Below are 23,995 nucleotides of genomic sequence, written 5' to 3'. Positions count from 1 at the left end.
GACACGTGAACAACACAGATATCAAGCTGGTGTCGGTGATCATCCCCGTCTACAACGAGGAGGCCAGCCTGCCCATGCTGCTGAGCCGGGTCACCGCCGCCTGCGAACGGCTGCCCCAGGATTACGAGGTGCTCCTGATCGATGACGGCAGCCACGACGGCTCCACCGAGATCATCAACGAGGCCGCAGCCAAAGCCGGCAGCAAGCTGGTCGGGGTGCTGCTCAATCGCAACTATGGCCAGCATGCCGCCATCATGGCTGGCTTCGAGACCGCCAAGGGGGATCTGGTGATCACCCTGGATGCGGATCTGCAGAACCCGCCGGAGGAGATCCCCCGTCTGGTGGAGGCTGCCATGCAGGGCTATGACGTGGTGGGCACGGTACGTCGCAACCGCCAGGACTCCTGGTTTCGCAAGACTGCCTCCCGACTCATCAACAAGTCGGTGCAGAAGGCCACCGGCGTGCACATGAGCGACTACGGCTGCATGCTGCGGGCCTACCGCCGCCACATCATAGACGCCATGCTCTGCTGCCAGGAACACAGCACCTTCATCCCCATCCTGGCCAACAGCTTCGCCCGCCGCACCATAGAACTGGAAGTCGGCCATGCCGAGCGGGCCCACGGGGAGTCCAAATACGGCCTGATGCACCTCATCAACCTGATGTATGACCTGGTCACCTGCATGACCACCACCCCCCTGCGGCTGCTCAGCATCGTCGGCAGCGTGGTGGCGGGCATAGGTTTCACCTTCTCCATCCTGCTGATCCTGATGCGCTTGGTGATGGGCTCAGACTGGGCGGCCGATGGCGTCTTCACCCTCTTTGCCATTCTCTTCACCTTCGTCGGCGTACAGCTGCTGGGCATGGGGCTGCTCGGGGAATACATAGGCCGCATGTACACAGACGTGCGCGCCCGTCCCCGCTACTTCATCCATCAGGTCGTGCGCACCGCCTCCACGCCTTCGCAACAGGAAGCTGAATAATGAACGTTGTCGTCTTTGCTTACCATGATATCGGCTGTACCGGTATCGAGGCCCTGCTCGAGGCAGGTTACAGGATCCAGGCCGTCTTCACTCACGCCGACGATCCCGGCGAGCACCGCTTCTTTGGCTCGGTAGCCCAGCTCTGCGCCGAGCACGATCTGCCGGTCTACTCCCCCGAGGATGTCAACCATCCGCTCTGGGTCGAGCGCATCAAGGAGCTGGCGCCCCAAGCCCTCTTCTCCTTCTACTATCGCAACATGCTCAAGCAGGCGATCCTGGACATTCCGACCGTCGGCGCCTTCAACCTGCACGGCTCCCTGTTGCCCGCCTACCGCGGCCGTGCGCCCATCAACTGGTGTCTGGTCAACGGCGAGACCGAAACCGGCATCACGCTGCACCAGATGACGGCGCGGCCCGATGCCGGTGACATCGTCGCCCAGCAGGCCGTCGGGATAAAAGACGCCGACACGGCGCTGACCCTGCACGGTAAGGTGCGCCTCGCCGCCAAGACCTTGCTCGAGGCCGAGCTGCCGAAGCTGCGCGCTGGCGACATCTCGCTCACCCCGCAGGATGAGAGCAAGGCCAGCTACTATGGCCGCCGCACCCCGGCCGATGGCGAGCTGCACTGGGAGCACTCGGCCCGGGCGCTCTACAACCTGGTGCGCGCCGTCACCCAGCCCTATCCGGGCGCCTTCAGCTTCGCCGGCGATCGCAAGCTGACGGTGTGGAAGGCAACTCATCTCGAGCAGACCAGCGACAAGCTGCCCGGCACCATCCTCAGCCAGGATCCGCTGCGCATCGCCTGTGGTGAAGGGGTGCTGGAAATCGTGGCAGGCCAGATGGAAGGCGGCCTCTATGTGCGTGGCCCCCAGCTCGCCCGTGAACTGGGTCTGGTGGCAGGCATGCGGCTCGGCGCCAGGGCCAGCAATACCCTGCGCAAGGAGCGATTGACCCGGGTGCTGATCCTCGGGGTCAATGGCTTCATCGGCAACCACCTGACCGAGCGCCTGCTCAAGGATGGCCGTTATGAGGTCTATGGGCTCGATATAGGCGCCAGCGCACTGGAGCGCTTCATCGGCCATCCCAACTTCCATTTCGTAGAGGGGGACATCAGCATCCACACCGAATGGATCGAGTATCACATCAAGAAGTGCGACCTGATCCTGCCGCTGGTGGCCATCGCCACCCCCATCGAATACACCCGCAACCCGCTGCGCGTGTTCGAGCTCGATTTTGAAGAGAACCTCAAGATCGTCCGCTACTGCGTGAAGTACCACAAACGCATCATATTCCCCTCCACCTCCGAGGTGTACGGGATGTGCGACGATCACAGCTTCGATGAAGATGAATCCCGCCTCATCGTCGGCCCCATCCACAAGCAGCGCTGGATCTACTCCGTCTCCAAGCAGCTGCTGGATCGGGTGATCTGGGCCTATGGCAAGAAAGAGGGGCTCAGCTTCACACTGTTCCGCCCCTTCAACTGGATGGGGCCGCGCCTCGACAGCCTCGACTCCGCCCGCATCGGCAGCTCCCGCGCCATCACCCAGTTGATCCTGAACCTGGTGGACGGCACCCCGATCCAGCTGGTGGATGGCGGGGCCCAGAAGCGCTGCTTCACCGACATAGAGGACGGCATCGAGGCGCTGTTTCGCATCATAGAGAACAAGGGCAACCGCTGTGATGGCCAGATCATCAACATCGGCAGCCCGGACAACGAGGCCAGTATCCAGCAGATGGCAGAAGCTGTTGTCACCTTGGCTCATCGCCAGCGTGGTGGCCCTCGGCAGCGGCATGTTGCTCTGGATCTGCCTGCTGCAACGGCTACCGCTGCTGGTCATCCTCGCCGGGGTGGGCTGCTACGCCCTGTCGCTGCTCTGCTGGCTGGCGGCGCTGCACTCCACCCCGCTCAACATTGCCTACCCCCTGCTCAGCACCAGTTATGCGCTGGTCTACCTGCTGGCGGTCAGCATCTTTGCCGAGCCGCTGGAGCCTGGCAAGGCGGTGGGGGTGATCTTCATCCTGCTGGGGGCCGTGATGGTGGGGATAAAACCGGCGAGCAAGAAGCACAACTCACATTAATCCATCACGGGTGGGTACCCCCTATCCTCCCTGTGTAAGGGCTGCTTCGTCAGCCCTTTTCTTATAATGCGGATCCCCCTGCTTACTCGTCTCATCTCCCCTTCGTCGCTGCGCGCCAAGGAACAAGTGTCACGCCAGAGAACCAGTCGGGCAGCTGTACTGACAAGCGGCGCACTTGACCGCACTCGGAACATGCCTTTATAACGGAACGCCCAAGGAAGAGAGAATTCTATGTCGGCCAAGCATCCCATTATTGCGGTTACCGGTTCGTCCGGTGCCGGCACCTCCACCTCCACCAACGCCTTTCGCTCCATGTTTCATCAGCTGGGTTACAAAGCGGCGGTCGTGGAAGGGGACAGTTTTCATCGCTACACCCGACCGGAAATGGACGTAGCGATCCGCAAGGCGCGCGAACAGGGGCGCCACATCAGCTATTTCGGCCCCGAGGCCAACGACTTCGGCCTGCTGGAGTCCTTCTTTCAGGAGTACGGCCAGAACGGCAGCGGTCAGTATCGGCGTTATCTGCACAGCTTCGACGAGGCGGTGCCCTTCAACCAGATGCCGGGCACCTTCACTCCCTGGCAGAACCTGCCAGCCGACACCGACCTGCTGTTCTATGAGGGGCTGCACGGCGGCGTGGTCACCGAGGATCACAACGTGGCCCGCCACGTGGACTTTCTCATCGGCGTGGTGCCCATCGTCAACCTGGAGTGGATCCAGAAGCTCATTCGCGACACCTCGGAGCGCGGGCATTCGCGCGAGGCGGTGACCGATTCGATCGTCCGCTCCATGGATGACTACATCAATTTCATCACACCGCAGTTTTCCCGCACCCACATCAACTTCCAGCGGGTGCCGACCGTGGATACCTCAAACCCCTTCAGTGCCAAGGTGATCCCGAGTCTGGACGAGAGTATGCTGGTGATACGGTTTCGTGGCATCAAGCAAGTGGACTTCCCCTACCTGCTGTCGATGATAGATGGCGCCTTCATGTCACGGATGAACACCATAGTGGTACCGGGCGGCAAGATGGGCTTTGCGATGGAGCTGATCCTGCGCCCGCTGATCCAGCAACTGCTCGAAACCGGCAAGATCACCTGAGCCAAGGAGTTTATGATGCGGCTAGCGTTTCTCTCTGTGGTATTGGCCGCCCTGCTGGGCGGTTGCAGCAGCGGCCCCGCCGCACCGACCGTCGAGCCGGGCACCATGGTGGTGCGACCCGCGACCAACTGGCCGTTCGGGGCGACGCCGCGCTACGCGCTGGCCGAGCAGTTCCAGTATGCGGGTGACAATGCCGAGGGCTGGCTGGAGCCGGTGCAGCAGGCGGTCAATCAGGCGCTCGGCAGCAAAGGCTGGCAAAGTGTGCCCCTCGCCGAGGCCGATGTCTGGGTCGCCATCGGCGTCGCGGGCAGCAAGGATCTGAGCGATGGCGAGATCTTCGCCCGCCTCGGCATGACCCCCGGGCTGCAGGCCAAAGCGGGCGATCGCAAGGGCACCCTGGCCATAGTGCTGCTCGACCGGCGCACCCAGCAGGCGGTGTGGAGCAGCACCATCTCCCTCGCCAGCGATGTGGCCATCCCGGAGGCGTCACGCCGCCAGCTGAGCCAGCAACTGGCCAGCCAGATGCTGAACACCCTGCCGACCCGCTGATTCGAAGCCCTTCCTCATAAAACAGAACGGCCTGCGCGAGCAGGCCGTTGCGATCACACAATGACAATCACTTGCGCTGACAGGTCAGCAGGGTCACCCCTTTTTGCGTGAGGAGGACCTGCTTTTCCTGCCTCCAGAAGGTGGTGACACCGTCGGAATACTTGTCACCAGACTCCGCTTCCACCCGTCCCAGCTTGTGATACACACCGGCATAGGGGAACTGCACCATCTCGGCCTGGGCATCATAGGCCACGGCCAACAGCTCTTCCCCGCACTGGTACTGGCTGTACTGGTACTGGGTTGGTTGCGGCATGCTGCAGGCCGCCAGCCCCAGCAGAGGAAGTAACAGGGTTATGTTTTTCATTGCACTTTCCTTATGTCATGGTGGTATTCAATCGGCAGAGTCGTGGCTATCAGGCTTCAAGAATTTGATAACTATGGGTAATTTCTACCGCTTTTTCCAACATCAGGGAAACGGAACAGTACTTTTCCATCGACAGATCCACTGCACGGGCCACCTGTTTCTCCGCCAGCCCCTTGCCGGTCACGACGAAGTTGAGGTGGATCTTCTCGAATACCCGCGGCACCGACTCCACTCGCTGCCCTTCCAGCTCCACATGGCAAGCGGTCACGGATTGACGCGCCTTCTCCAGGATGGAGACCACGTCGATTGAGCTGCAACCGCCCACCGCCAGCAGGATCATCTCCATCGGGCTGGCACCTTCGCCGGGGTTGGCGCCGTCCAGAGTCACCTGATGACCGGACTCACTCTCGCCGACAAACTTCATGCCTTCCACCCAGCTGACCTTGGCTTTCATCTCACATTTCCTCTTAAATAACGACAGTTCTGAGTGACATAGCATACCCCAGACGACGCGGCAGCGGCACATGTCCGCTATTTTCGCGAACTTGCAGGCTAACTAGATCAAAATCAACATCTGATGCCGCCATCTTCCCTAAAATGGGCGAGATAGCGCAATGGGCAACAAGGGGATCTGGCAAAAGCCCTCAAATCCTTGTCAGCACAGACAAAGGCTCTTATCCTACTGCGACTAATACAAGGAATGGCAAGGTTGGCAGCTTGCCCGGACGCACGAGTCCATAAAAAGACACTACAGAGGAATTCTCATGGTCATTGGCAAACCGCAAAGCGATCCCACCCTGGAATGGTTCTTGTCGCACTGCCACATTCATAAGTATCCCGCCAAGAGCACCCTGATCCATGCGGGTGAGAAAGCGGAAACCCTCTACTACATCGTCAAGGGCACTGTGGCCGTCTTGATCAAGGACGATGAAGGCAAGGAGATGATCCTCTCCTATCTGAACCAGGGCGACTTCCTGGGCGAGATGGGCATGTTCGAGGAGAGCGAGACTCCGGAGCGTTCCGCCTGGGTGCGCGCCAAGGGCTCCTGTGAAGTAGCCGAGATCTCCTACAAGAAGTTCCGTCAGCTGATCCAGGTCAATCCGGAAATCCTGATGCGTCTCTCCGCTCAGATGGCGACTCGACTGCAGCACACCAGTCAGAAAGTCGGCAACCTGGCCTTCCTGGACGTCACCGGCCGGATCGCCCAGACCCTGCTCAATCTGGCCAAACAGCCGGATGCCATGACCCACCCGGATGGTATGCAGATCAAGATCACCCGTCAGGAGATAGGCCAGATCGTTGGCTGCTCCCGCGAAACCGTCGGCCGGATCCTCAAGATGCTCGAAGAGCAGGAGCTGATCTCCGCCCACGGCAAGACAATAGTGGTGTTTGGCACCCGCTGACAGGGTTCCCTGACGGCTCAGCACAGGACCGTTGGATAAAAAAGGCTGCCACGGCAGCCTTTTCTGATCGTCTCCCCTATAATCCTGCACGCCCTTCCCCGGCCTCAACCAAGCGAGTGTGTATGCATCTTCAATGTCCCCTTTGCCGCAGCCCCCTGCATCTTCACGAAGCATCCCGCGGGGTCTATTGCGACAACAAGCACCATTTCGATCCGGCTCCGGAAGGCTATCTGGATCTCATTCCCGGCAAGAAGAACCCCAAGGACAGTGACAGCCGCGCCCTGATGCGCGCCAAGCGCAACTTCCTGGAACAGGGTCACCAGGCGCCGCTGGTGGATGCCATGGCAGCCCTGCTCGCCCCGCTCGGCCCCCGCGAGCTGATCCACCTGGGTTGCGGCGAAGGCTACTACTGCCGCGCCCTGGCCGAACGCCTGCCCGAGTGGCAATTTGGCGGATTTGATCTGGCCAAGAACGCCATCTTCGCCGCCAACAAGGTACAACCGCAGGGCCAGTTCGTCATCGCCGATCCGGCGCGCGCCCCGCTGCAACCGGGCACGGCCCAGGTACTGCTGGTCAACGATCTCAAGATCAAGACAGAGCAGCTGGTCAGCTGGCTGGCACCGGGTGGTTACCTGCTTTACCTGCAACCGGGCCCACGCCACCAGTGGCAGCTGAGGGTCAGCCTCAACCCGGTGAGCATGGAGCACCCGCTGAGCTGGCCCACTCTCGGTGGCCTCACCCCTCTGGGCCAGGAGCGTTGCCAATTCGCCATGACCATGGATCACTCCCTGCGCAGCTTCATCCTGGAAACCAGCCGCCTCGGCTGGCGCGCCAGCGGTGAACAGCGCCACGCCTTTACCCAGCAGGGACCGGACGAGCTGGAACAGGATCTGCTGCTGAGCCTGTGGCAAAAGCCGCTCTGATGACGCGTCCTCCCATGACAAAAGGCCCTGACGGGCCTTTTTTATTGAACGAATACAGTCGTCACAGCTTGATCCAGGCATCCTCCCAGGCCGTGCCCTTACCAGGCTCATAGGCCCAGGCCGCACCCGCGCACCAGCCGCTGTAGGGGTGAGGCTTGCACTGGTAGTTGCCCCCCTGATTGCTCACCTTGTCCCCCGCCTTGTAGGCCGTACCTGCTTTGTAAGGAGGGTTGCCATCCGGCGGCGTAGTGCCGCCACTGCCCTTGATCAGGATCTCATGGGTCACACTGCGACTGAGCCCCTTCTCGTCGGTTACCTTGAGCACGAAACCGTAGCGGGTATCGCTGACCGGCGTAGCTGGCAGGGTGGTACTCAGGGTGGGCTGGGTCAGATCCGACGCCGTGGCGCCAGCGGGCAGGGTCCAGGCGTAGTCGAGCGGCTTGCCTTCCGGATCGCTCGACCCCTGGCCGGACAGCAGCACGGTCGCACCGCCCAACGCCTCGCTCGGGCCGCTGATATTGGCTACCGGCGGCAGGTTGCTGCCACCGCTGTTGTCCTCGATCACCACCTCGGGGAAGAAGTGCTGCACGCACTGGCTGTAATCCCGCGCCTTGAAGGCGCTGAAACGGGTCTGGTAACCCACCAGCTTGCAGGCATAGCTCTTGCCGCCATTGGGGTTGCCCGGCACATAGCTCCAGTCATTCTCCCAATAGATAGGCAAGGCGCCCGCACCCGCCTCGTCAAAGTACTTCATGTTCTTGCAACCAAGCACCTCGTCTGCCGGCACTGGCACTCCCAGATACTGGGCCTGGGCCTGGTAGTAGGTGATGCGGTTCTGGGACTGGGCATGCTCGGCCGCGCCGCCGCACTCCACCCCGCCGTTGATGATCTGGGTCGTGACCCCGAAGCCCGGCACCAGCCCGTTCTGCCGGTCGTGGGCATTGGGCTGCCAGGTGCCGTCGATCACGTGCAGCATGGAGGGCTTGGGCGGCTGTGGATAGACGAAGAAGAAGACGGCGCTGGCGAGGTTGAGCCAGGTGTCCGCCACTCTCTCCGGGTTATCCAGCAGGGTGCGCACTGTGCCGAACATGGCCTCGGAGAAGGGGCCGTAGTTGTAGTTGTACGACAGCTGCTTGGCGCCACGGCCGAAATAGCTCTTGAACTCGCCGTTCTCGAACTTGCCGCACGGCCACTGCTGGCCTTGCCACACATCCGGCCGGCACTCGGCGTTGTAGCCGCCGCGCATCTGCTCGGTCCAGCCCATCTCCCGCACCCAGACCAGCCCCTGGCGCCACTCGGGCTCGGGTCGCCAGCTCTCGTGACCGCCGGTTTCCTGGGCGAAGTGGGCAAACATGGTGGCCAGCGACTTGCGGCAGATAGCCTCGGCATTGCGTCCGTCGCTGTAGTCGCCGCAAAAAGCCGGGAACTTGGCCACCGCCTGCAGGAAGCCGCGGTAGGTGTATTCCGGGGCCCGCAGCGGGAACAGGAAGTTGAACTGCGACTCGCTGATCACCCCCTCGACCCGCTTGACGTTGGCGGGGTTGAGCGGCAGGCCGGGGGCCACCGCCTCGACCACGGCATTGTCACGGGTCGCGATGGAGGCCTTGACTGCCGCCATGGCCGGGAAGTCGGTGAGTGTCTGCTCCCTGGCATCCAGCTCGCTCTGGCTCAGGTAGACGGGGGCGCCTTCGGTCGCACCGCTCCCCCCCTCCACTGGCGGTGTGATGCCCCCGCCGCCATCGGACGGGGTCGCCTCGCCGTCACCCAGCAGGGTCCACGGAGAGTCCCATTCATTGGCGACCTGCAGCGCCGGGCTCTGGCCCGGATTGGCATACCACTTGGCTTCGTAGATCTTGCCGTTGAAACTGACCTGGCTGCCGCCACTGTAACCCTGATTGATGTTGTAGACGTCAGCCGCCCAGAGGTGTCCGCTCAGCATCAGGCTGGCAAACAGAAGTGTCGTACGATTTCTGTTCATTATTGTTGTTCTCCGGTTTTCTTCGAAAAGGGACGGGGCCAGACCAGCCCCGCCATCATGTCTGGGGCTGCCCCCTTACGGGCAGCTGGCGACCCCGATATCAAGCCAGACGCCGGACTTGCCAGGCTCATTGCCCTGATTCCACCATTTGGCCTGCCAGCGGCGACCACCGTGATTGACCAGATCGCCGCCGTTATAGGCAGCTGCGGTATCCCAGCCCAGCTCGACCTTGCTCTCGAGCTGCCACTGATCGGCCCCTGGGGTGGGCTCATTGCCTCGGCTCCAATACTTGGCGCGCCATACCAGCTGGTTGTGGCTCACCTTCTCGCCACCGCTGTAGGTGGTCGTGGCCTTCCAGGCAGGCCAGTTGGCGGCATCGGGATCGGTGGCATTGCAGTCACCGCCACCGCTGACCGGGGTCACGGTGAGGCGGGTCTTGGCCTGGGCATCCAGCGCGCCGTCGGTCACGGTGACCGTGAGGTCATAACCGGCCTCCACGGTCACGTTGGGGCCTGTCACCACCAGGGTCTTGCTGTTCTGACCGCTGGTGGTCAACCCGGCCGGGACGATCCACTGATAGCTCAGGGTGTCGCCGTTGGGATCGCTGGCGTTGGCGGTGATGGCCACCTGCTTGCCGGCCTCTACCGAGACCTTGTCCTGCACCGTCACCACAGGCGGCAGGTTGGGTTGCGGCGCCTTGTTGGTCACTACCAGCCGATCCTTGGCACTGAGGTTGTGATCGTCGGTCACCGTCAGTTCGAACACCAGATTCACGTCCTGGCTGACCGCGTCGACGCTCACCTTGGCCTTGGCCTGGTTGGCATCGCTCAGGGTCGCCTTGGGACCGGAGATCTGGGTCCAGCTGTAGTTCAGCACGGCCCCTTCCGGATCGCGGGAAGCAGAACCATCCAGCACCAGCTCGGCCGGGCCCGTCACGACGATATCATTGCCTGCACTGGCCACCGGCGGCTTGTTGACCGGCGGTGTTGTGCCTTCCCCGTTGCCCAGCCCCTCGTGCATGGCATTGAGAATGTCGCCATTGTCGGCATCGATTTCCCAAGCGAACATGCCGCCGAGCTGGTTGGCCAGCACATATTGCCCCTTGGCCTTGACTGAACGCTCGTCATCGAAGGTGATGAGCTCGCCGGTGGAGGCCTTGAACACATAGGGCGCCTCGGCCGCCTCGTCGTAGCTGTACTGCCAGTCCCCGGCCATCTTGCCCTTGGCGATGCCGCGATAATCGATGACCCCCTTCTCCCAGATCCCTTCCGCCTCGCTGCCCGCAATCGGGCCGGTGGCGGTGCCGGTGAAGGGGTTGTTGCCCTGATAGCCGCTGACACCGGTCCAGCCACGGCCATACATGGCCGCGCCTACCACGACTTTGCCCGGATCCACGCCCTGGCCCAGCAGCGCCTTCACCCCCTTGTCGGTGGTGTACTTGGTGTTGGGATCCCAGCTCGCCTCATAGAGCGCGGTCTGGTGGCCCAGCCCTGTGTTGGTCCAGGCACCGTTGAAGTCGTAGCTCATCAGGAAGAGATGATTCATGTATTGCTGGGCAGCGCGATAGTCCACCTTGGCAATCTTGTCACCGCCAGCGCTGATGGCGGAGGTGAGCTCGTAGGTGCGGCCCGTCTCTGCGCTCAGCTCATCGAGCATGGCGCGCAGCTCCTTCATCAGCAGCACATAAGTCTCGCCATCAGAGGCGCTGCCCAGTTTGGGGTTGGCCCCCTGCCCCCCCGGGAACTCCCAGTCGATATCCACCCCGTCGAAGAATTTCCAGGTCTGTAAATACTCTTTCACCGAAGCGACGAAGGTGTCGCGTTTGGTCTTGTCACCGAAGAAGAAGAAGGGGTCGGAGAGGGTCCACCCGCCGATGGAGGGGAGAATTTTCAGGTCAGGATAGGCCTTCTTGAGCGCCATCAGGTTGCCGAAGTTGCCCTTGTAGGGCTCGTCATGGGCGGTAAGGCTGCCTTGCGGCATCTGGATGGCCGCCCAAGGATCGTGGATGGAGACCTTGAAATCCTCACGCCCGGCGCAGGATCGTTGCAGCGCCTCGAAACTGCCCGCGATCTCTTTCAGGCTGTCGTTGATGCCATTGCCGCCGCAGATGGGAGTAAAGCCATAGAGTATGTGAGTCAGGTTCTGGGCCGGAACCTTGTCCACGGTGAACTTGCGGCCATAGACACCCCACTCCACGTAGTAGGCCCCCACCACCTTGCCGGACTTGTTGGCGTAAGGCTTGTTGTTCTCCTGCAGCGGTGCCTTGAGCGGCACCAGGTGGCTGCCGTCGGTGTCCGCCACCAGGATCGCTTTTTTGTCGGAGAGAGTGCAACCGTCGGCGTTACACAGGGCCACCTGCATCTGGTAGCGGCCCCCCTTGGTCACCTTGAAATTGGCGGTGCCGGCGGCGGATGCGGCACCGGACCACACCTCCTTGCCATCGAGTAACACCTTGGCCGTCTGGCCAACGTCACCGGACCAGAGGTTCCAGCTCACGCTGACCTGGGCGCCATCCTTGTGGACAGTCACCAGCTTGTTGTAGGAGGTGGCGGCTTGATCCACTTCGACGATGGCGAACTTGGTTTCGCCCCAGCCTATGGTGGGTTTGCCGGGTGCGGCTGCGAACGCGGAGGAGGCACACAGGCCCCCGACCAACAATGCCAGTAATGAGGGTTTTGGACTTAACATAGTTGAATATCCTTATTTCGTTCTTGGAATAAACAACGAAAAAGGCAACGCCAACCTGACAGGTCACGTAGACAACATCGCACCATGGCTTGGCCCATGGGCGAAACAACCTGTGGTGGCCCCGCTATCTTAGGTACTGCTGACCCTTAGACCGGAAGCTTTGCGTCCCGAACTTTCGTCCGGTTTGCCTTTGGCACAACTTGATTTGCGACAAAAAATAATCGCCAGTTGACTATAAGAAGTTAAATAAGGAAGGGCAAACCAACGACCGGTTATTAATAGACCACATGTGATCGATAAAGAGCCTCAAAAGAGAAGAAACAGCGCCTCATTGAGCAAAAAAACACCAACCCTACCCCCTCAAGGTCGCGATTAAAAATAAGACGAATTACTTGTTTCGTGATCATCATCAAGTTTGGCCGGCCGCAATATGCTGTTCATCAGCGCCCGCAACTTGAGCGGTTTGACCGGTTTACTGATATAGCCGTAACCGTGTTCACGGATCTGTGCCTGCAACCCGCTCTTGCGATCCGCGCTGATGATGATGCCGCCGATGTCGTTGCCATGGGCGAGGCGCAGCATGTGCAGCGCCTGCAAGCCTGTCTTGCCGTCATCCAGGTGGTAATCGGACAACACCAGCTGCGGCAGGAAGCCACCGGCGATGAGATCCTCAGCCTGAACCAGGCTCTGGGCGCAGACCACCTCGCAGCCCCAGCGCCCCAGCAGGGAGTGCATGGCGATGAGGATATCGCTCTCGTTGTCGATACAGAGCACCCGGACCCCCTCCAGCTGGCTGTCCCGCAGGGCGGGGGCCGCCACCTGCGTCGTTGCGACAGGACGGGTCGCCAGGTTGAGGGTGATGGCAAACACGGATCCCCTCCCCGGCCAGCTGCGCAGAGTCAGGTTGTGGCCCAGCACCAGGGCGATACCGCGGGCGATGGCGAGCCCCAGCCCCAATCCCTGCTCCTTGGCGGTGCGGGAGTGATCGAGACGGGAGAACTCGTCGAAAATGTCCTCCTGCTTGTCGGCCGGAATGCCGGGGCCGTTGTCCCACACCTCGATGCTCACCTTGTCCCCCATCCGGCGGCAACCGAGCAACACACGGCCGCCCGGGTTGTAGCGAAACGCATTGGTGAGGAAGTTTTGCAGCACCCGGCGCAGCAGGCGCACATCGCTGTACACGGCCAGCTTGCTCTCCACCACCGAGAACTGTATGCCCCCCGCCTGGGCCAGCACCCCGAACTCCGCCTTGAGGTTGGCAAGCACGTCGTGCAAGGCGAAATCCAGCTTCCTGGCCTTGAACTTGCCTGCTTCGAGGCGCGAGATATCGAGCAGATCCGTGATGAGATCCTCGGTCGCCCCCAGCGCATCGTCGATGTGACGGGCGATGCGGGCCGTCTCATCCCGGGGCGGCAACATCTCCAGCAAGGAAGAGGTGAACAGCCTGGCGGCGTTGAGCGGCTGGGTCAGATCGTGGCTCACCGCCGCCAGGAAGCGGCTTTTGGAGTGGTTGGCCCGCTCCACCTGCTGGTTCACCAGCAGCAGCTGACGGTTGAGTTCGGAGAGCTCGTGAGTGCGTTCAGCCACCCGCGCCTCCAGGTGTTCGTTGGCTTCGCGCAGCACCCGCTCGGCGTCGCGAAACGGGGTAATGTCGGTAAAGGTCATGACGAAACCGCCAGCTGGCATGGGGTTGCCCTGCATCTCGATCACCCGGCCATCGGGTCGCTCCCGCGCCGAGATGTGGGGGCTGCCACGCAGCATGAAGGCGACCCGCCGCGCCACATGGGCCTCGATATCTCCCGGGCCGCACAGCCCCTGCTCGGCGTTGTAACGGATAATCTCCTCGATGGAACGCCCTGCCTGAATAAGCCCCGGCGGATAGTGAAACAGATCTATGTAGCGCCGGTTCCAGGCCACCAGCTTGAGCTCTCTGTCCACGACCGAGATCCCCTGCCCCATGTGTTCTATGGCCCCCTGCAGCAGGCCACGGTTGAAGCGAAACACATCTGAGGCTTCGTCCACTATGGTGGCTATCTCCTCCAGCTGCATGTTACGCCCCTGCAGGGCCGAGGCCAGCACCAGCCGGGCGGACGAGGTGCCGAACACCCCCGCCAGCAGCCGCTCCGTGTGAGCAATGAGTTCGGCCGACGCCTGCATCTGGGGCGCCAGTGTGCCGCCCCGCTCGCCGGCGAAGCGACCGAAGGCCCGCTTGACCCGGCTCGAGCCGACGAAGCGGGCCGCCAGCATCTCCAGCTCCTTGACCGAGACCCGCGCCTGATAGAGGGCCGTGGTATCGCGGCTCGGCTTGCCGACGAAGTTAGCCGCCTGCAACCGCTCACTCACCGCCGCCCGCGACAACAGGGAGCCCATCACATAGCCGAGCAGGTTGAGCAAGAGGCTCAGAAAGATGCACCAGGTCCCCAGGCTCAGATCGCGGAAGGCAGGCCAGTCCGGCGGCGCCAGCAGGGCTTCCAGCGGCGAGCCGGCCAGCAGGCCGCTCTCTGCCAGCAGGGTCGCAAACCAGAGGCTGACCCCGAGGGCGAGGCCAAGATAGACCCCCTTGCGATTGCCGTGCCGCCAGTAGAGGCCGAGCAGCAGGGCCGGTGCGAACTGGGCCACGGCGCCGAACGACAGATAGCCGATGCGCGACAGGCTGGTGAGATCCCCAAGCCAGAGATAGAGCCCCCAGGCCGCCAGCAGGATCAGCAGGATGGCACCCCGGCGTACCTGCAGCAGCAGGCGCACCAGCCGCTCGTCCCGCCCCTGCTGCCAGAAGCGGCGCAGCAGCACAGGCAGCACCAGATCGTTGCTGACCATGATGGCCAGGGCTATGGTAGAGACGATCACCATGCCGGTGGCCGCCGAGGTGCCGCCAAGAAACGCCAGCATCGCCATGCCGTCGAAACCGAGTGACATAGGCAGGCTTATCACATAGGTATCAGAGGCCATGTCGGCCCCCACCCACTGTTTGCCCGCCAGCGCCAGCGGCCAGACGAAGAGCCCCATCACGAACAGATAGAGCGGGAACAGCCAGCGCGCCCAATGCAGATCCTGGCCCTGGTTGTTCTCCACCACAGTCACATGGAACTGGCGCGGCAGGCAGATGACGGCGCACATGGCGACCAGGGTGTAGATGGTGAGCTCCAGCAAACCGCCCGGCGTCACCGCCACCACGGCATCGAGAAAGTCGCTGGCCACCAGGGTGCGAGCCTGGCTCGGCTTGCTCAGGATAAGCCATAGCGCGAAGCCCCCCACAGTCACGAAGGCGAGCAACTTGACGACCGATTCGAAGGCGATGGCCACCACCATGCCTCTGTGGTGCTCGGTGGCATCCAGGTTGCGGGTGCCGAACAGTATGCTGAACAGCGCCAGCAACAGGGCCACGCCGAGGGCCAGTCCGGCAGTATTGCCAGTGGGGCCGGCAGACACTGAGTTGGCCATCAAGAGATCCAGCCCGGTCACTATGGCCTTCAGTTGCAAAACCAGATACGGGAGTATGCCCATGATGGCGATCAGTGCTATGACCATGGCGAGACGCTGGGACTTGCCATAGCGGGCGGCGATGAAGTCGGCGATGGAGGTGATGTGCTCACGCTTGGCCACCAGGATAAGGCGGGCCAGCAGTCGCCAGCCAAACAGGAACACCAGCATGGGGCCCAGGTAGATGGGCACCGGCGACCAGGGAGATTCGCTGGCCTGACCGACGGTACCGAAGAAGGTCCAGGAGGTGCAGTAGACGGCCAGCGACAGGCTGTAGAGCAGGGGTTGCCCCTTGAGGCGACGGCGCTTGCTCTTGTCAGCCACATAGGCGATCAGAAATAGCAGCCCCAGATAGGCGAGTGACAACCCGATCAGCAGCCATCCCTGGTGCATCGATAACCCCTTGTCCATGTTGAATATTTAAGCGCGGCAGCTGGCAGTCTAGAGAGGTGCCCGAAAAATGTCATCTCCTTCTTGCCAGTCAAACCTTATCGTTTTTCAATAAAAAAACCTTGACGAAATATCGAAAAACGATAAACACTGGCGTCAAGTTATCGATAAACAGTAAGCAAATGCCGTATTGTGCGGCCCATGGCGTCTATCACGAGGTATAGGATGAAATACAACAAGCTCGAACGCATGAGCAGCCTGATCGAATGGATCCTGCTGTTCGCCCTGCTGGCCACACCAATCATGACGGTGCTGGGTACTTGGTCCCATCTGCTTGGCGGCAGCGACTACCTGCAGGATCAGCTGATCAATGCGCTGGCCCTGGAGGGTGACAAGGTGCTCAATGGCGTGCCACTGACCATGGGGGAGGCTACCGCCACCCAACAGGCTGCACCCGCCACATCGGTTAGCGACTATCCGCTTGGGCTTGGCACTCGCCTGCTGGCCACCCTGGTCATGCTGCTGCCGGATCTGGTGTTCATGCTGATCCTGTGGCAACTGCACCAGCTGTTTCGCGGCTATCGGCACGCTATGCTGTTCACCTTCAGTCAGATCCGCCGCTACCGGTTGATCGGCTTGCTGCTGTGTGCCAGCTTCATCACCGAGATCATCACGACCCCGCTGCTGCACATAGTGCTCACCCTGCCAGGCCCCGAGCTGCACGGCACTATCAAAATCAGCTCATCGGACTTTCAGTTGCTGCTGGCCGGCTTGATTGTCTCGGCACTGGCACTGGTGATGCGCGAGGCCAAACAGCTGGCCGATGAACAACAACTGACGGTGTGAGGATCCCATGCCCATCATAATCCGGCTCGACGCCCTGCTGGCCGAGCGCAAAATGACAGCCCGTGAGCTGGCCCAGCGGGTCGACATCACAGAGGCCAACCTCTCCATTCTCAAAAACGGTCATGCCAAGGCGGTCCGCTTCTCCACCCTGGAAGCCATCTGCCGCGAGCTGGGCTGCCAGCCGGGCGACCTGCTGGGCTATGAGCAAGCACGCTAACCCGCAGGAACCCCGTCATGACCCTTGATCCCGCCATCCAGAGTCTGTTGCAGCTCCCCTTGTGGGGAGCGGCCGCCGAAGGCGCCCCGGGCCCAAGCGACCAGCTCATGGCCAGACCCGCCCCCCTGCTGGTTCGCGTCACCCCGGAAGGGATGCAGCCTCGTCAGGGTGCAGCCGCAGGAAGAAGACTGGTACCACCACCAGCACCATGATGAAGAAGATGCCGCCGCCCAGCGGCTCGAACAGCAGGCCGCACAGCATCATCAGGGCGGCGACCGTCATCCCGAGGCCCAGCGCGGCGTAGAGCGCCTGAGTGGGGATCAGCTGCTCGGCCGGCAGCTGGCGGGTCATGAAGCGCACGGCGCCGAGATGGCTGACGCAGAAGGTGACCGCATGGAGCAGCTGGCCCGCCACCAGCACCAGGATCTCGGTGGAGGCGCCGAGCAGGATCCAGCGCACCACGCAGCCCAGCGCCCCCACCAGAAACAGGGTCTGGGCGCCAAACCGGTTGAGAAAGCGCTTGTCGGCGGCGAACATGCCGATCTCCGCCACCACCCCCAGCGCCCACAAATAGCCTATGGTGGTGCCGCTGTAACCCGCCGCCTTCCAGTGCATGGCGCTGAAACCGTAGTACGCGGCATGACTGCCCTGCAGCAGGGCCGAGATCAGCAGGAAGCGGCGCACCAGGGGGGACTTCAGGGTATCGAGCAGGGAGGCTTTCGCCCGCTCCCCCTGGATGTCCCGGGGCGCCGGATGCAACGGCAGCCAGCTGAGCAACAACATCAGCACCAGCCCTGCCACCATGGTATGCAGCACCCAGTCGCTGCCAAAATTCCCCACCAGGGCCCCCACCAGGGTCGACGCCACTATGAAGGCCAAGGAGCCGAACAGCCGCACTTTGCCGTAGTCGAGGTGCACCTGCACCACCATGCGGGTGGCGAGTGCCTCCCCCACTGGCATCAGGGTCGGATAGATGAAGTTCGCCACCAGGGTCAGCCCCACCAGCCACCAGAGGCCGTGACTGAGATAAAAGCCGAGAAAGGCCAGCAGGCTCAGCAGGCAGAGCAGACGGGTAACGGGCAGCAGGTGCCCGGCCCCCTTGATCTGCCCCATCACCAACAGGTTGCCGGCAAAGCGGATCGCCATCCCGACGCCCAGCAGCAGACCTATCATCTCGGCGCTCACTCCTATGCCCTCCAGCCAGAGCGACCAGAACGGCAGGTAGGCGCCATAGACGAAGTAAAAGGCGCCAAAGAACAGGGCTAACCAGGAGAAGGCGGGCATAGATCCTCGACAACGAAAAGAAGGGGCACAAATGATAACCGATTTTAGGACGAGGATCCTGCGAGCCAGGCGCAAGCCGAAATGCAAAACAACAATAAAATTGAACGATTACCGTAAGGATGGTGTCTATTGAGTAACACCACTTCCTGGTTAGTGTTGCAATCCTTCCACCCGCTTCTGGCGGGTTTCTTTTTGGCGGCAACAAGCCGCTTTCCGCCCACAGAAAAGGGGCCTGACGGCCCCTTGGTCAATGTCCTGCTCTACTGCGGTATCAGAATATGTACTTGACCCGTGCGCTCAGGTTGCGGCCCGGCTCGGTCTGGTTGCTGGTGTTGGTCGTGGCACTCAGCCCCGTGATGCTCTCGTAGCTGACGTACTCCTTGTCAAACAGGTTGAAGACACCCACGTTGAGCTGCAGATCCTGCATCGGCTTGAACTGGGCATAAAGATCCACCACGCCCCAACCTGCGCTCTTGATGTTGTCGTTACCTCTGGCATCCTTGCCCACCTTGTCCATGTCGTCGGCAAAGCGCAGCGCCGTGTTGATGTTCCAGTTGGGCTGTTCCAGCCGCACACCCAGGCTGCCGTTGAGCGGGCTCAGGCTATTGATGTAGTTGCCGTTGCCATCTTTGCCTTCGATGTAGCCCAGGTTGCCCCAGACGTTGACCTGATCATTTAGCCAGTAATCCGCCTTGGCCTCGCCCCCTTTGGTGGTCGCTTTGTCCAGGTTCTGGTACTGATACACCTTAGTGCGGCCCTCGGTGCCGATCTGGGCCAGCTCGATGAAGTCATCGAACTTGTTGTAGAAGGTCGCCACTTCGTAGCTAAAGCCACCGGCACTGCCGCGTATACCCAGATCGATGCCGTTACTGCTCTCGGACTTGAGATCCGGGTTCGGCTCGATGCGATAACCATACGCCTGATGGTTAAGGGTGGAGAAGGCGTTGTCATACATGGGCGCCTTGAAACCGTGGCTGTACTGGGCGAACAGGTTGGCAGCCTCGTGCGCCTTGAACACCAGCCCCAGCTTGGGCGAGAACTCCCCTTCGGAGAACTGCTGGAGCTTCTCGCCCGTGTAGGCGGGATCCTCATCAGGCGTCATCTGGTAGTAGTCGTAACGGGCGCCCGGGGTCAGCACCCAGCGCTCGCCAAACTTGATCTCGTCGAAGGCCCACAGCGCGCTGTGCTCGCTGGTGGTGGGGGGGAAGCTCAGCTCGCTGTAGCCGATGAAATCCCCCGGCACGGTCGGCGCCTTGAAGCGGCTCCGCTCGTTATCGGTGTGCTCATACTCCAGACCCCAGGCCAGACGCTGGCTGGCCAGCGCTTTGCTGAACTTGACCTGGGCGCCCAGGCTCTTCTGCTCGAAGCCGTTGCTGTCCAGCGAGTTCTTGGTCACATAAGGGTTGGTCGGCTTGACCGGGTACTTGGAGGAAGCGTACTGATCCAGGGTCTGCTTGGTACGGGCGTAGTAGAGCTTGCTGTCGATGCGATCGACCCAGGGCGCGTTCAGGGTGATGCCGTGATCCAGCACCAGGGAGAGGTTGTCCGTGTCCTTGTCGGTGATCGGCTGATTGAAGACGGAGGCAACCTTGGTGAGATCAACGGCATCCGGATCCTGCCCTTCGCTGAAGTAGTCGACGGTCAGCTTGAGGAACTGATCTTCGCTCAAGTGCCACTGGCTCTTGAACAGCACGGCCTGGCTGACGATGTCGAACTCACTCTTGTCACTGTCGTAGTTCTGGGTCACACCACCGTCACGCCAGGTGTAACGCAGCAGGTTCTCGAACTCACCGCTACGCAGGGCACCGGTGAAACCGGCCATGTTCTGGTGGCTGCTGGAAGCATAGCCGGTGGTGGCGTCCAGATAGCTGTCGCGCCCCTTCAAGAAGTCGCCTGCGTCCTTGGTGGTGATGACGATGACGCCCCCCAGCGCATCGGATCCATAAGCCGCAGAGGCGGGTCCCTTGGCCACCTCAATCTGCTTGATCATGTCGGTGTCGAAATAGCTCTGGCCCACCCCGCCGTTCTTGTAGGCATCGTTCTGGCGTACGCCGTCACGCACTATCTTGACCCGGTTCTCACCCATGCCGCGGATGATGAAGGTCTGGGCATCGCCGGCGCCGCCAAGGACAGTGACGCCCGGCTCGTAACGGAACAGGTCGGCGACGTTGCTCACCACCTGCTCTTCAATCTGTTCAGCCGTGATCACCGAGATGGGGCCGGAGACATCCTCCAGTCGTTGCTCCATCCGTGAGCCACTGACGACCATGACTTCATCTGCTTGCTTGTTCGTCGCGAAGACCGGGGAAGCGAGACCGGCCGCCACAGCAAGGGCAACCAGAGATAGGGTGTTGTTATGGGCCACTGCGAATCCTTATTGAGAACTGTTATCAAACAGCAGGCATATTACTCAGCTCGCAACAAATATCAACAATAAAGGGAATCATTCTCATTTTCTTTTGTCGTGATTAGGTTCTACACTATTACCCTCTGTTTTCCGGCTCGCCATGCTGCCATTGTTATGACTCTGGCCCTGCTTCGTTGTGAGATACCATGACTCGATTACTGTCCCTGCTCACCCTTCCCCTGCTACTGGCCGCCTGCACGACAGTGCCCGATGACGATGCCGGCACCCTCTACCACTATCGGCTCAGCGCGAGCCAGCCCGATGCCAACCAAAGTGAACTGACGCTGACCCAGGCGGTGGAGCGGGTGGCGGACGCCGACATAGTGCTGGTGGGCGAGCTGCACACCCACCCGGCCGTGCACCTGCTGCAGGCCCGCCTGTTGGCGGGGTTGGCGAATACCTCCCGGGCCGATGGCCGCGGTCTGGCGCTCTCCATGGAGCAGTTCAGCCGCGCCGATCAGCCGGTGCTGGACGCCTACCTCGCCGGACGCACAGGTGAAGCAGCCCTCATTCGCGATGGCAACGCCTGGCCCAACTACCAGAGCGACTATCGTCCGCTGGTGGAGTTCGCCAGACAGCAGCACCTGCCCGTCATTGCCGCCAACGCCCCCAAACCGCTGGTGAGCTGTGTCGGCCAGGAAGGGCCCGCCTGGCTGGACAAGCTCCCCGCCCATCGCCGCAGCCAGCTCGCCCGCGAACTCACGCTGACCGACGATCCTTACCGCCAGAAATTCATGGCCTCGCTCCACCATGGTGATGCCGACGACAATGCCCGCCGCTTCGCCGCTCAGACCAGCTGGGACGACACCATGGCCGAGAGCATGGTGGACTACCTGCGCAGCCACCCGGGCCAACGCATCATGCACATCGCCGGCAACTTCCACGTCGAGGGGGGGCTGGGGCTCGCCAGCCGCATCGCCAGCCGCAACCCGGCGCTCAAAGTGGCGCTGGTCGTGCCAGAGACAGAAGCGCAGCGCGATGCGCACGCCACCTCCGGGCGGACCGCCGACATCCGGGTACGGATCAGCCCCCTGCCAGAACGCTGGCTAAATGCCGATGAAATGAAGCAAGATATGATTGCACTGCATCAATCCCGAAGCCGTGACTGCAGCCAGTGGCTGCAACCCTGAAAATTGCCTAAGGATTTCATATGGATGTGTTACTGGTCATCGACATGCAACAGGGGTTGTTTACTGACCCCCGCCATCAGGACGCGCAGGTCATCGCCAACATTAATCGCTTGGCAGACAGCGTGCGGGCCAACCAGGGGCGTGTCATCTATGTGCAACATGACGCACCGGGTTCTGAACTGGAACCCAGCAGTGCAGGCTGGCAGCTTCACGCCGATCTCACCCCGGGCCGCGGCGACAGCCGGGTGCGCAAGACCGCCTGCGACAGCTTCCTCGATACCGAGCTCGGCTTCCTGCTGGCAGAGCAGGCGGTGGACAGGCTGCTGATCAGCGGCTGTGCCACCGATTTTTGCGTCGACACCACGCTGCGCAGCGCCGCAGCCCATGGGTTCGACGTGTTTGCGGTGACAGATGCCCACACCACGGCGGATCGCCCTCACCTGAGCGCGGAGAAGATCATCGAACACCACCACTGGATGTGGCAGCATCTGAGCCTGCCAAAAGGCAGAGTCGTGACCCTGCTCAGCACGGATCAGCTGCTTGAGGCCATCCAGCCCGAGCTGGCGTGTTAATCTGCCTCTCTTGAAGTGATCACCTGATTGGAGTCTTGTGTGCGTCTACTGTCTGCCGTTGCATTCATGCTGTTGTTACCGGTAATCACTGCCTGCTCCGGTTTGCCGGGGCTACAGCCGGATGGCCCGGCCCCCCTGTTTCGAACTCATATCAACGAAGAGGGGAGCAAGCGCTTCACCTTCGAAGCTGCGCCGCTCGACACCCTGCCCACCCGGCTGCAAGAGAACGACGGCAGTCGTATCAGCCGCAGCAAGAGTCTGCTGGAACGGCGTGATGCCCTACAGGATGCACAGTTGACCCAGACCCTGGCCGAGCAGAAGTATTGCCGCGATGGCTATATCGTTCTCAGCCAAACCTCCTGGAAGATCCGGGGCGAATGCAACGAGACGGCCAATCAGGCCGATCGGGATGCCTTCCCCAACAAGGCCTCCTGGCAGGACTAGCTTGCGCTCAGGCGTGACACGCAATAAAAAAAACGGGCAGCCAAAGCTGCCCGTTTTTTATGCGATATGGCCGCCATCAGACTGGCGCATCAGCCGGGCTGGTCAGCTCAACACCGTTGTCGACCCGCTTGTGCCCTTCCACCAGATGGACGAAGTCCACCAGCTCGTCACCTGAGACGCGAAACGCCTGACCGAAGCCCTTGACGAACAGCCCCTGCTCGGGCTTGAGCCGGAACAGCACGAAATCCTTGAGGTTGGAGAGCCCCTTGACGATGTCGCCGAAGCGCCCTTCCAATGCGGCAATCGCCTGGCCCCAGCGCACGTCGTCGCGAGTCACCACTTCGGCCAGCGCATCGAAGGTAAGCCGCTTGCGGGCAAACAGCTCGCGGGCACCGGTCTCATCCTCGATCAGCATCAGCGACACCTTGGGCACCTGTTGCAGGTTGCGGGCGTGGCGGGCAATCTCGGAGATGAGCACATAATAGCCATCCTCCTGCAGCACGAAGGGGGCATAGCTGGCATTGGGGTTGCCTTCACTGTCCACCGTTGCCAACTGCAGGGTGCGGCAACCGTCGCGAAACTCGCGGATCTCCGGTTGCAGGCGATTCTGCAGACGCTCCTGACGTTCACTCATGCTTTCACTTCCTCTTGATACTGGTGGCGCAAGGCCATGAAGCGCTCCACCTGGGCAGGCAGCAGCTTGCGCTGCTCGTCACGTCCCAGATAGACCTTGAAAATACAGCGGCCGCTGTGGCCGAAAAACTGGAAGGAGTGCCCCTCCTTGCCCATGAACAGCTTGCTGACCAGCGCCATGCCAGCCACGTTGTCGAGCTTGAGGTGGCCATGCATCTCGCCGTCACGCCCCATCAGGTTGTAATAGCCACGCGCACTCTTGCCCTTGGGAAACGGCGCCTTCACCTCGAAGATGGAACCATCGGATTCGACGATGGTGGTCACCTGACCCCAATCTGCCAGATCTGCCAGCAGGGCTTCGGCCCGCTCGCCAGGCACCAGGGTCACCAGCTCGGCCGGCAGGTGGCGTACCACCTCCCACTCGCTGACCGCCAGCTGGCTGGCAATGGTGGAAGGATGGGCGCTGGGGTCTTGCGCCAGCAGCTCATGAATGCGTTGTGCAATGCTCATAGGTTCTCCCTTGG

General features: G+C 61.6%; 19 protein-coding genes, 2 pseudogenes and 1 riboswitch. Of the genes and pseudogenes, 12 read left to right on the top strand and 9 right to left on the bottom strand.

The window, feature by feature from the left end:
• Nucleotides 1-5: 5 nt before the first annotated feature.
• The 5 genes and pseudogenes from arnC to WJM78_RS03325 all read left to right on the top strand — a co-directional run bounded on the left by arnC (nucleotide 6) and on the right by WJM78_RS03325 (nucleotide 4,712).
• Entirely contained in the window at nucleotides 6-983 is a 978-nt protein-coding gene (gene arnC / locus WJM78_RS03345; protein WP_339013569.1) for an undecaprenyl-phosphate 4-deoxy-4-formamido-L-arabinose transferase, read from the top strand.
• Nucleotides 983-2,737 (top strand): annotated as a pseudogene (gene arnA / locus WJM78_RS03340) (bifunctional UDP-4-amino-4-deoxy-L-arabinose formyltransferase/UDP-glucuronic acid oxidase ArnA); the annotation flags it as partial. The gene arnC and the pseudogene arnA, both read left to right, overlap by 1 nt.
• Nucleotides 2,738-2,801: 64 nt before the next feature.
• Nucleotides 2,802-3,062: pseudogene (locus WJM78_RS03335) on the top strand (EamA family transporter); the annotation flags it as partial.
• A gap of 231 nt (nucleotides 3,063-3,293) precedes the next feature.
• Nucleotides 3,294-4,163 (top strand): phosphoribulokinase, encoded by an 870-nt coding sequence (locus tag WJM78_RS03330; protein ID WP_339013566.1) that lies wholly within the window; start codon nucleotides 3,294-3,296, stop codon nucleotides 4,161-4,163.
• Between the two features lie 15 nt (nucleotides 4,164-4,178).
• Nucleotides 4,179-4,712, top strand: coding sequence for a DUF4136 domain-containing protein (locus WJM78_RS03325; protein WP_339015739.1), 534 nt, complete (start codon nucleotides 4,179-4,181; stop codon nucleotides 4,710-4,712).
• 67 nt (nucleotides 4,713-4,779) lie between these two features.
• On the opposite strand, the gene WJM78_RS03320 is transcribed toward WJM78_RS03325, so the two are convergent.
• Both WJM78_RS03320 and WJM78_RS03315 read right to left on the bottom strand, forming a co-directional pair.
• Entirely contained in the window at nucleotides 4,780-5,076 is a 297-nt protein-coding gene (locus WJM78_RS03320; RefSeq protein ID WP_339013563.1) for an MliC family protein, read from the bottom strand.
• 49 nt (nucleotides 5,077-5,125) lie between these two features.
• Entirely contained in the window at nucleotides 5,126-5,530 is a 405-nt protein-coding gene (locus WJM78_RS03315; protein ID WP_005311765.1) for an OsmC family protein, read from the bottom strand.
• A 310-nt stretch (nucleotides 5,531-5,840) separates the two neighbouring features.
• Between WJM78_RS03315 and crp the strand changes: the two genes are divergently transcribed.
• Both crp and WJM78_RS03305 read left to right on the top strand, forming a co-directional pair.
• Nucleotides 5,841-6,479: a cAMP-activated global transcriptional regulator CRP gene (gene crp / locus WJM78_RS03310; RefSeq protein ID WP_042035044.1), complete on the top strand. Its 639-nt coding sequence runs from the start codon at nucleotides 5,841-5,843 to the stop codon at nucleotides 6,477-6,479.
• A gap of 122 nt (nucleotides 6,480-6,601) precedes the next feature.
• Nucleotides 6,602-7,402, top strand: coding sequence for a putative RNA methyltransferase (locus WJM78_RS03305; RefSeq protein WP_042035045.1), 801 nt, complete (start codon nucleotides 6,602-6,604; stop codon nucleotides 7,400-7,402).
• A gap of 61 nt (nucleotides 7,403-7,463) precedes the next feature.
• On the opposite strand, the gene WJM78_RS03300 is transcribed toward WJM78_RS03305, so the two are convergent.
• The 3 genes from WJM78_RS03300 to WJM78_RS03290 form a co-directional block, all read right to left on the bottom strand.
• The gene (locus WJM78_RS03300) at nucleotides 7,464-9,380 is read right to left on the bottom strand and encodes a glycoside hydrolase family 19 protein (protein ID WP_339013558.1); all 1,917 of its coding nucleotides are present in this window, start codon (nucleotides 9,378-9,380) and stop codon (nucleotides 7,464-7,466) included.
• A 75-nt stretch (nucleotides 9,381-9,455) separates the two neighbouring features.
• Nucleotides 9,456-12,068 (bottom strand): glycosyl hydrolase family 18 protein, encoded by a 2,613-nt coding sequence (locus WJM78_RS03295; RefSeq protein ID WP_212513797.1) that lies wholly within the window; start codon nucleotides 12,066-12,068, stop codon nucleotides 9,456-9,458.
• A gap of 111 nt (nucleotides 12,069-12,179) precedes the next feature.
• Nucleotides 12,180-12,267, bottom strand: a riboswitch (cyclic di-GMP riboswitch).
• A gap of 173 nt (nucleotides 12,268-12,440) precedes the next feature.
• Nucleotides 12,441-15,941, bottom strand: coding sequence for a PAS domain-containing hybrid sensor histidine kinase/response regulator (locus tag WJM78_RS03290; RefSeq protein WP_339013556.1), 3,501 nt, complete (start codon nucleotides 15,939-15,941; stop codon nucleotides 12,441-12,443).
• Nucleotides 15,942-16,163: 222 nt separating this feature from the next.
• Here WJM78_RS03290 and WJM78_RS03285 point away from each other — a divergent pair, with 222 nt between their 5' ends.
• Together WJM78_RS03285 and WJM78_RS03280 are read left to right on the top strand one after the other, a co-directional pair.
• Nucleotides 16,164-16,784, top strand: a complete 621-nt coding sequence (locus tag WJM78_RS03285; protein ID WP_339013553.1) for a DUF2975 domain-containing protein — start codon at nucleotides 16,164-16,166, stop codon at nucleotides 16,782-16,784.
• 7 nt (nucleotides 16,785-16,791) lie between these two features.
• Nucleotides 16,792-17,001, top strand: coding sequence for a helix-turn-helix domain-containing protein (locus WJM78_RS03280; RefSeq protein ID WP_042035054.1), 210 nt, complete (start codon nucleotides 16,792-16,794; stop codon nucleotides 16,999-17,001).
• A 138-nt stretch (nucleotides 17,002-17,139) separates the two neighbouring features.
• On the opposite strand, the gene WJM78_RS03275 is transcribed toward WJM78_RS03280, so the two are convergent.
• Both WJM78_RS03275 and WJM78_RS03270 read right to left on the bottom strand, forming a co-directional pair.
• Nucleotides 17,140-18,285 (bottom strand): 3-phenylpropionate MFS transporter, encoded by a 1,146-nt coding sequence (locus tag WJM78_RS03275; RefSeq protein WP_339013548.1) that lies wholly within the window; start codon nucleotides 18,283-18,285, stop codon nucleotides 17,140-17,142.
• A 271-nt stretch (nucleotides 18,286-18,556) separates the two neighbouring features.
• On the bottom strand, nucleotides 18,557-20,650 hold the full coding sequence (locus WJM78_RS03270; protein ID WP_339013545.1) for a TonB-dependent hemoglobin/transferrin/lactoferrin family receptor: 2,094 nt from the start codon (nucleotides 20,648-20,650) through the stop codon (nucleotides 18,557-18,559).
• Between the two features lie 188 nt (nucleotides 20,651-20,838).
• Between WJM78_RS03270 and WJM78_RS03265 the strand changes: the two genes are divergently transcribed.
• From WJM78_RS03265 to WJM78_RS03255, 3 genes are read left to right on the top strand one after another with little or no spacing between them, the layout of a single operon-like run.
• On the top strand, nucleotides 20,839-21,822 hold the full coding sequence (locus tag WJM78_RS03265; RefSeq protein WP_339013542.1) for a ChaN family lipoprotein: 984 nt from the start codon (nucleotides 20,839-20,841) through the stop codon (nucleotides 21,820-21,822).
• 20 nt (nucleotides 21,823-21,842) lie between these two features.
• Complete coding sequence (locus WJM78_RS03260) at nucleotides 21,843-22,394, top strand: cysteine hydrolase family protein (RefSeq protein ID WP_339013539.1); 552 nt, start codon at nucleotides 21,843-21,845, stop codon at nucleotides 22,392-22,394.
• Nucleotides 22,395-22,433: 39 nt separating this feature from the next.
• Nucleotides 22,434-22,838: a hypothetical protein gene (locus WJM78_RS03255; RefSeq protein WP_108535761.1), complete on the top strand. Its 405-nt coding sequence runs from the start codon at nucleotides 22,434-22,436 to the stop codon at nucleotides 22,836-22,838.
• Between the two features lie 76 nt (nucleotides 22,839-22,914).
• On the opposite strand, the gene hutZ is transcribed toward WJM78_RS03255, so the two are convergent.
• Together hutZ and hutX are read right to left on the bottom strand one after the other, a co-directional pair.
• Complete coding sequence (hutZ, locus tag WJM78_RS03250) at nucleotides 22,915-23,472, bottom strand: heme utilization protein HutZ (RefSeq protein WP_108535762.1); 558 nt, start codon at nucleotides 23,470-23,472, stop codon at nucleotides 22,915-22,917.
• Nucleotides 23,469-23,981: a heme utilization cystosolic carrier protein HutX gene (hutX, locus tag WJM78_RS03245; protein ID WP_042035068.1), complete on the bottom strand. Its 513-nt coding sequence runs from the start codon at nucleotides 23,979-23,981 to the stop codon at nucleotides 23,469-23,471. The genes hutZ and hutX overlap by 4 nt, the downstream gene beginning before the upstream one ends.
• Nucleotides 23,982-23,995 lie beyond the last annotated feature (14 nt).

Source organism: Aeromonas popoffii (genome assembly GCF_037818705.1).
Taxonomy (GTDB): domain Bacteria; phylum Pseudomonadota; class Gammaproteobacteria; order Enterobacterales; family Aeromonadaceae; genus Aeromonas; species Aeromonas popoffii.
Note: the sequence above shows the minus strand (reverse complement) of the source record. Positions and strands in the feature narration are given on the sequence as shown.

What these genes read in the sequence shown, in the direction of transcription:
- WJM78_RS03260 (WP_339013539.1), top strand. Translation starts at nt 21,843, where the DNA reads ATGGATGTGTTACTGGTCATCGACATGCAACAGGGGTTGTTTACTGAC.
- WJM78_RS03330 (WP_339013566.1), top strand. Translation starts at nt 3,294, where the DNA reads ATGTCGGCCAAGCATCCCATTATTGCGGTTACCGGTTCGTCCGGTGCC.
- hutX (WP_042035068.1), bottom strand. Translation starts at nt 23,981, where the DNA reads ATGAGCATTGCACAACGCATTCATGAGCTGCTGGCGCAAGACCCCAGC.
- WJM78_RS03300 (WP_339013558.1), bottom strand. Translation starts at nt 9,380, where the DNA reads ATGAACAGAAATCGTACGACACTTCTGTTTGCCAGCCTGATGCTGAGC.
- crp (WP_042035044.1), top strand. Translation starts at nt 5,841, where the DNA reads ATGGTCATTGGCAAACCGCAAAGCGATCCCACCCTGGAATGGTTCTTG.
- WJM78_RS03325 (WP_339015739.1), top strand. Translation starts at nt 4,179, where the DNA reads ATGCGGCTAGCGTTTCTCTCTGTGGTATTGGCCGCCCTGCTGGGCGGT.
- WJM78_RS03265 (WP_339013542.1), top strand. Translation starts at nt 20,839, where the DNA reads ATGACTCGATTACTGTCCCTGCTCACCCTTCCCCTGCTACTGGCCGCC.
- WJM78_RS03320 (WP_339013563.1), bottom strand. Translation starts at nt 5,076, where the DNA reads ATGAAAAACATAACCCTGTTACTTCCTCTGCTGGGGCTGGCGGCCTGC.
- WJM78_RS03275 (WP_339013548.1), bottom strand. Translation starts at nt 18,285, where the DNA reads ATGCCCGCCTTCTCCTGGTTAGCCCTGTTCTTTGGCGCCTTTTACTTC.
- WJM78_RS03290 (WP_339013556.1), bottom strand. Translation starts at nt 15,941, where the DNA reads ATGCACCAGGGATGGCTGCTGATCGGGTTGTCACTCGCCTATCTGGGG.
- WJM78_RS03285 (WP_339013553.1), top strand. Translation starts at nt 16,164, where the DNA reads ATGAAATACAACAAGCTCGAACGCATGAGCAGCCTGATCGAATGGATC.
- WJM78_RS03280 (WP_042035054.1), top strand. Translation starts at nt 16,792, where the DNA reads ATGCCCATCATAATCCGGCTCGACGCCCTGCTGGCCGAGCGCAAAATG.
- WJM78_RS03305 (WP_042035045.1), top strand. Translation starts at nt 6,602, where the DNA reads ATGCATCTTCAATGTCCCCTTTGCCGCAGCCCCCTGCATCTTCACGAA.
- WJM78_RS03315 (WP_005311765.1), bottom strand. Translation starts at nt 5,530, where the DNA reads ATGAAAGCCAAGGTCAGCTGGGTGGAAGGCATGAAGTTTGTCGGCGAG.
- WJM78_RS03295 (WP_212513797.1), bottom strand. Translation starts at nt 12,068, where the DNA reads ATGTTAAGTCCAAAACCCTCATTACTGGCATTGTTGGTCGGGGGCCTG.
- hutZ (WP_108535762.1), bottom strand. Translation starts at nt 23,472, where the DNA reads ATGAGTGAACGTCAGGAGCGTCTGCAGAATCGCCTGCAACCGGAGATC.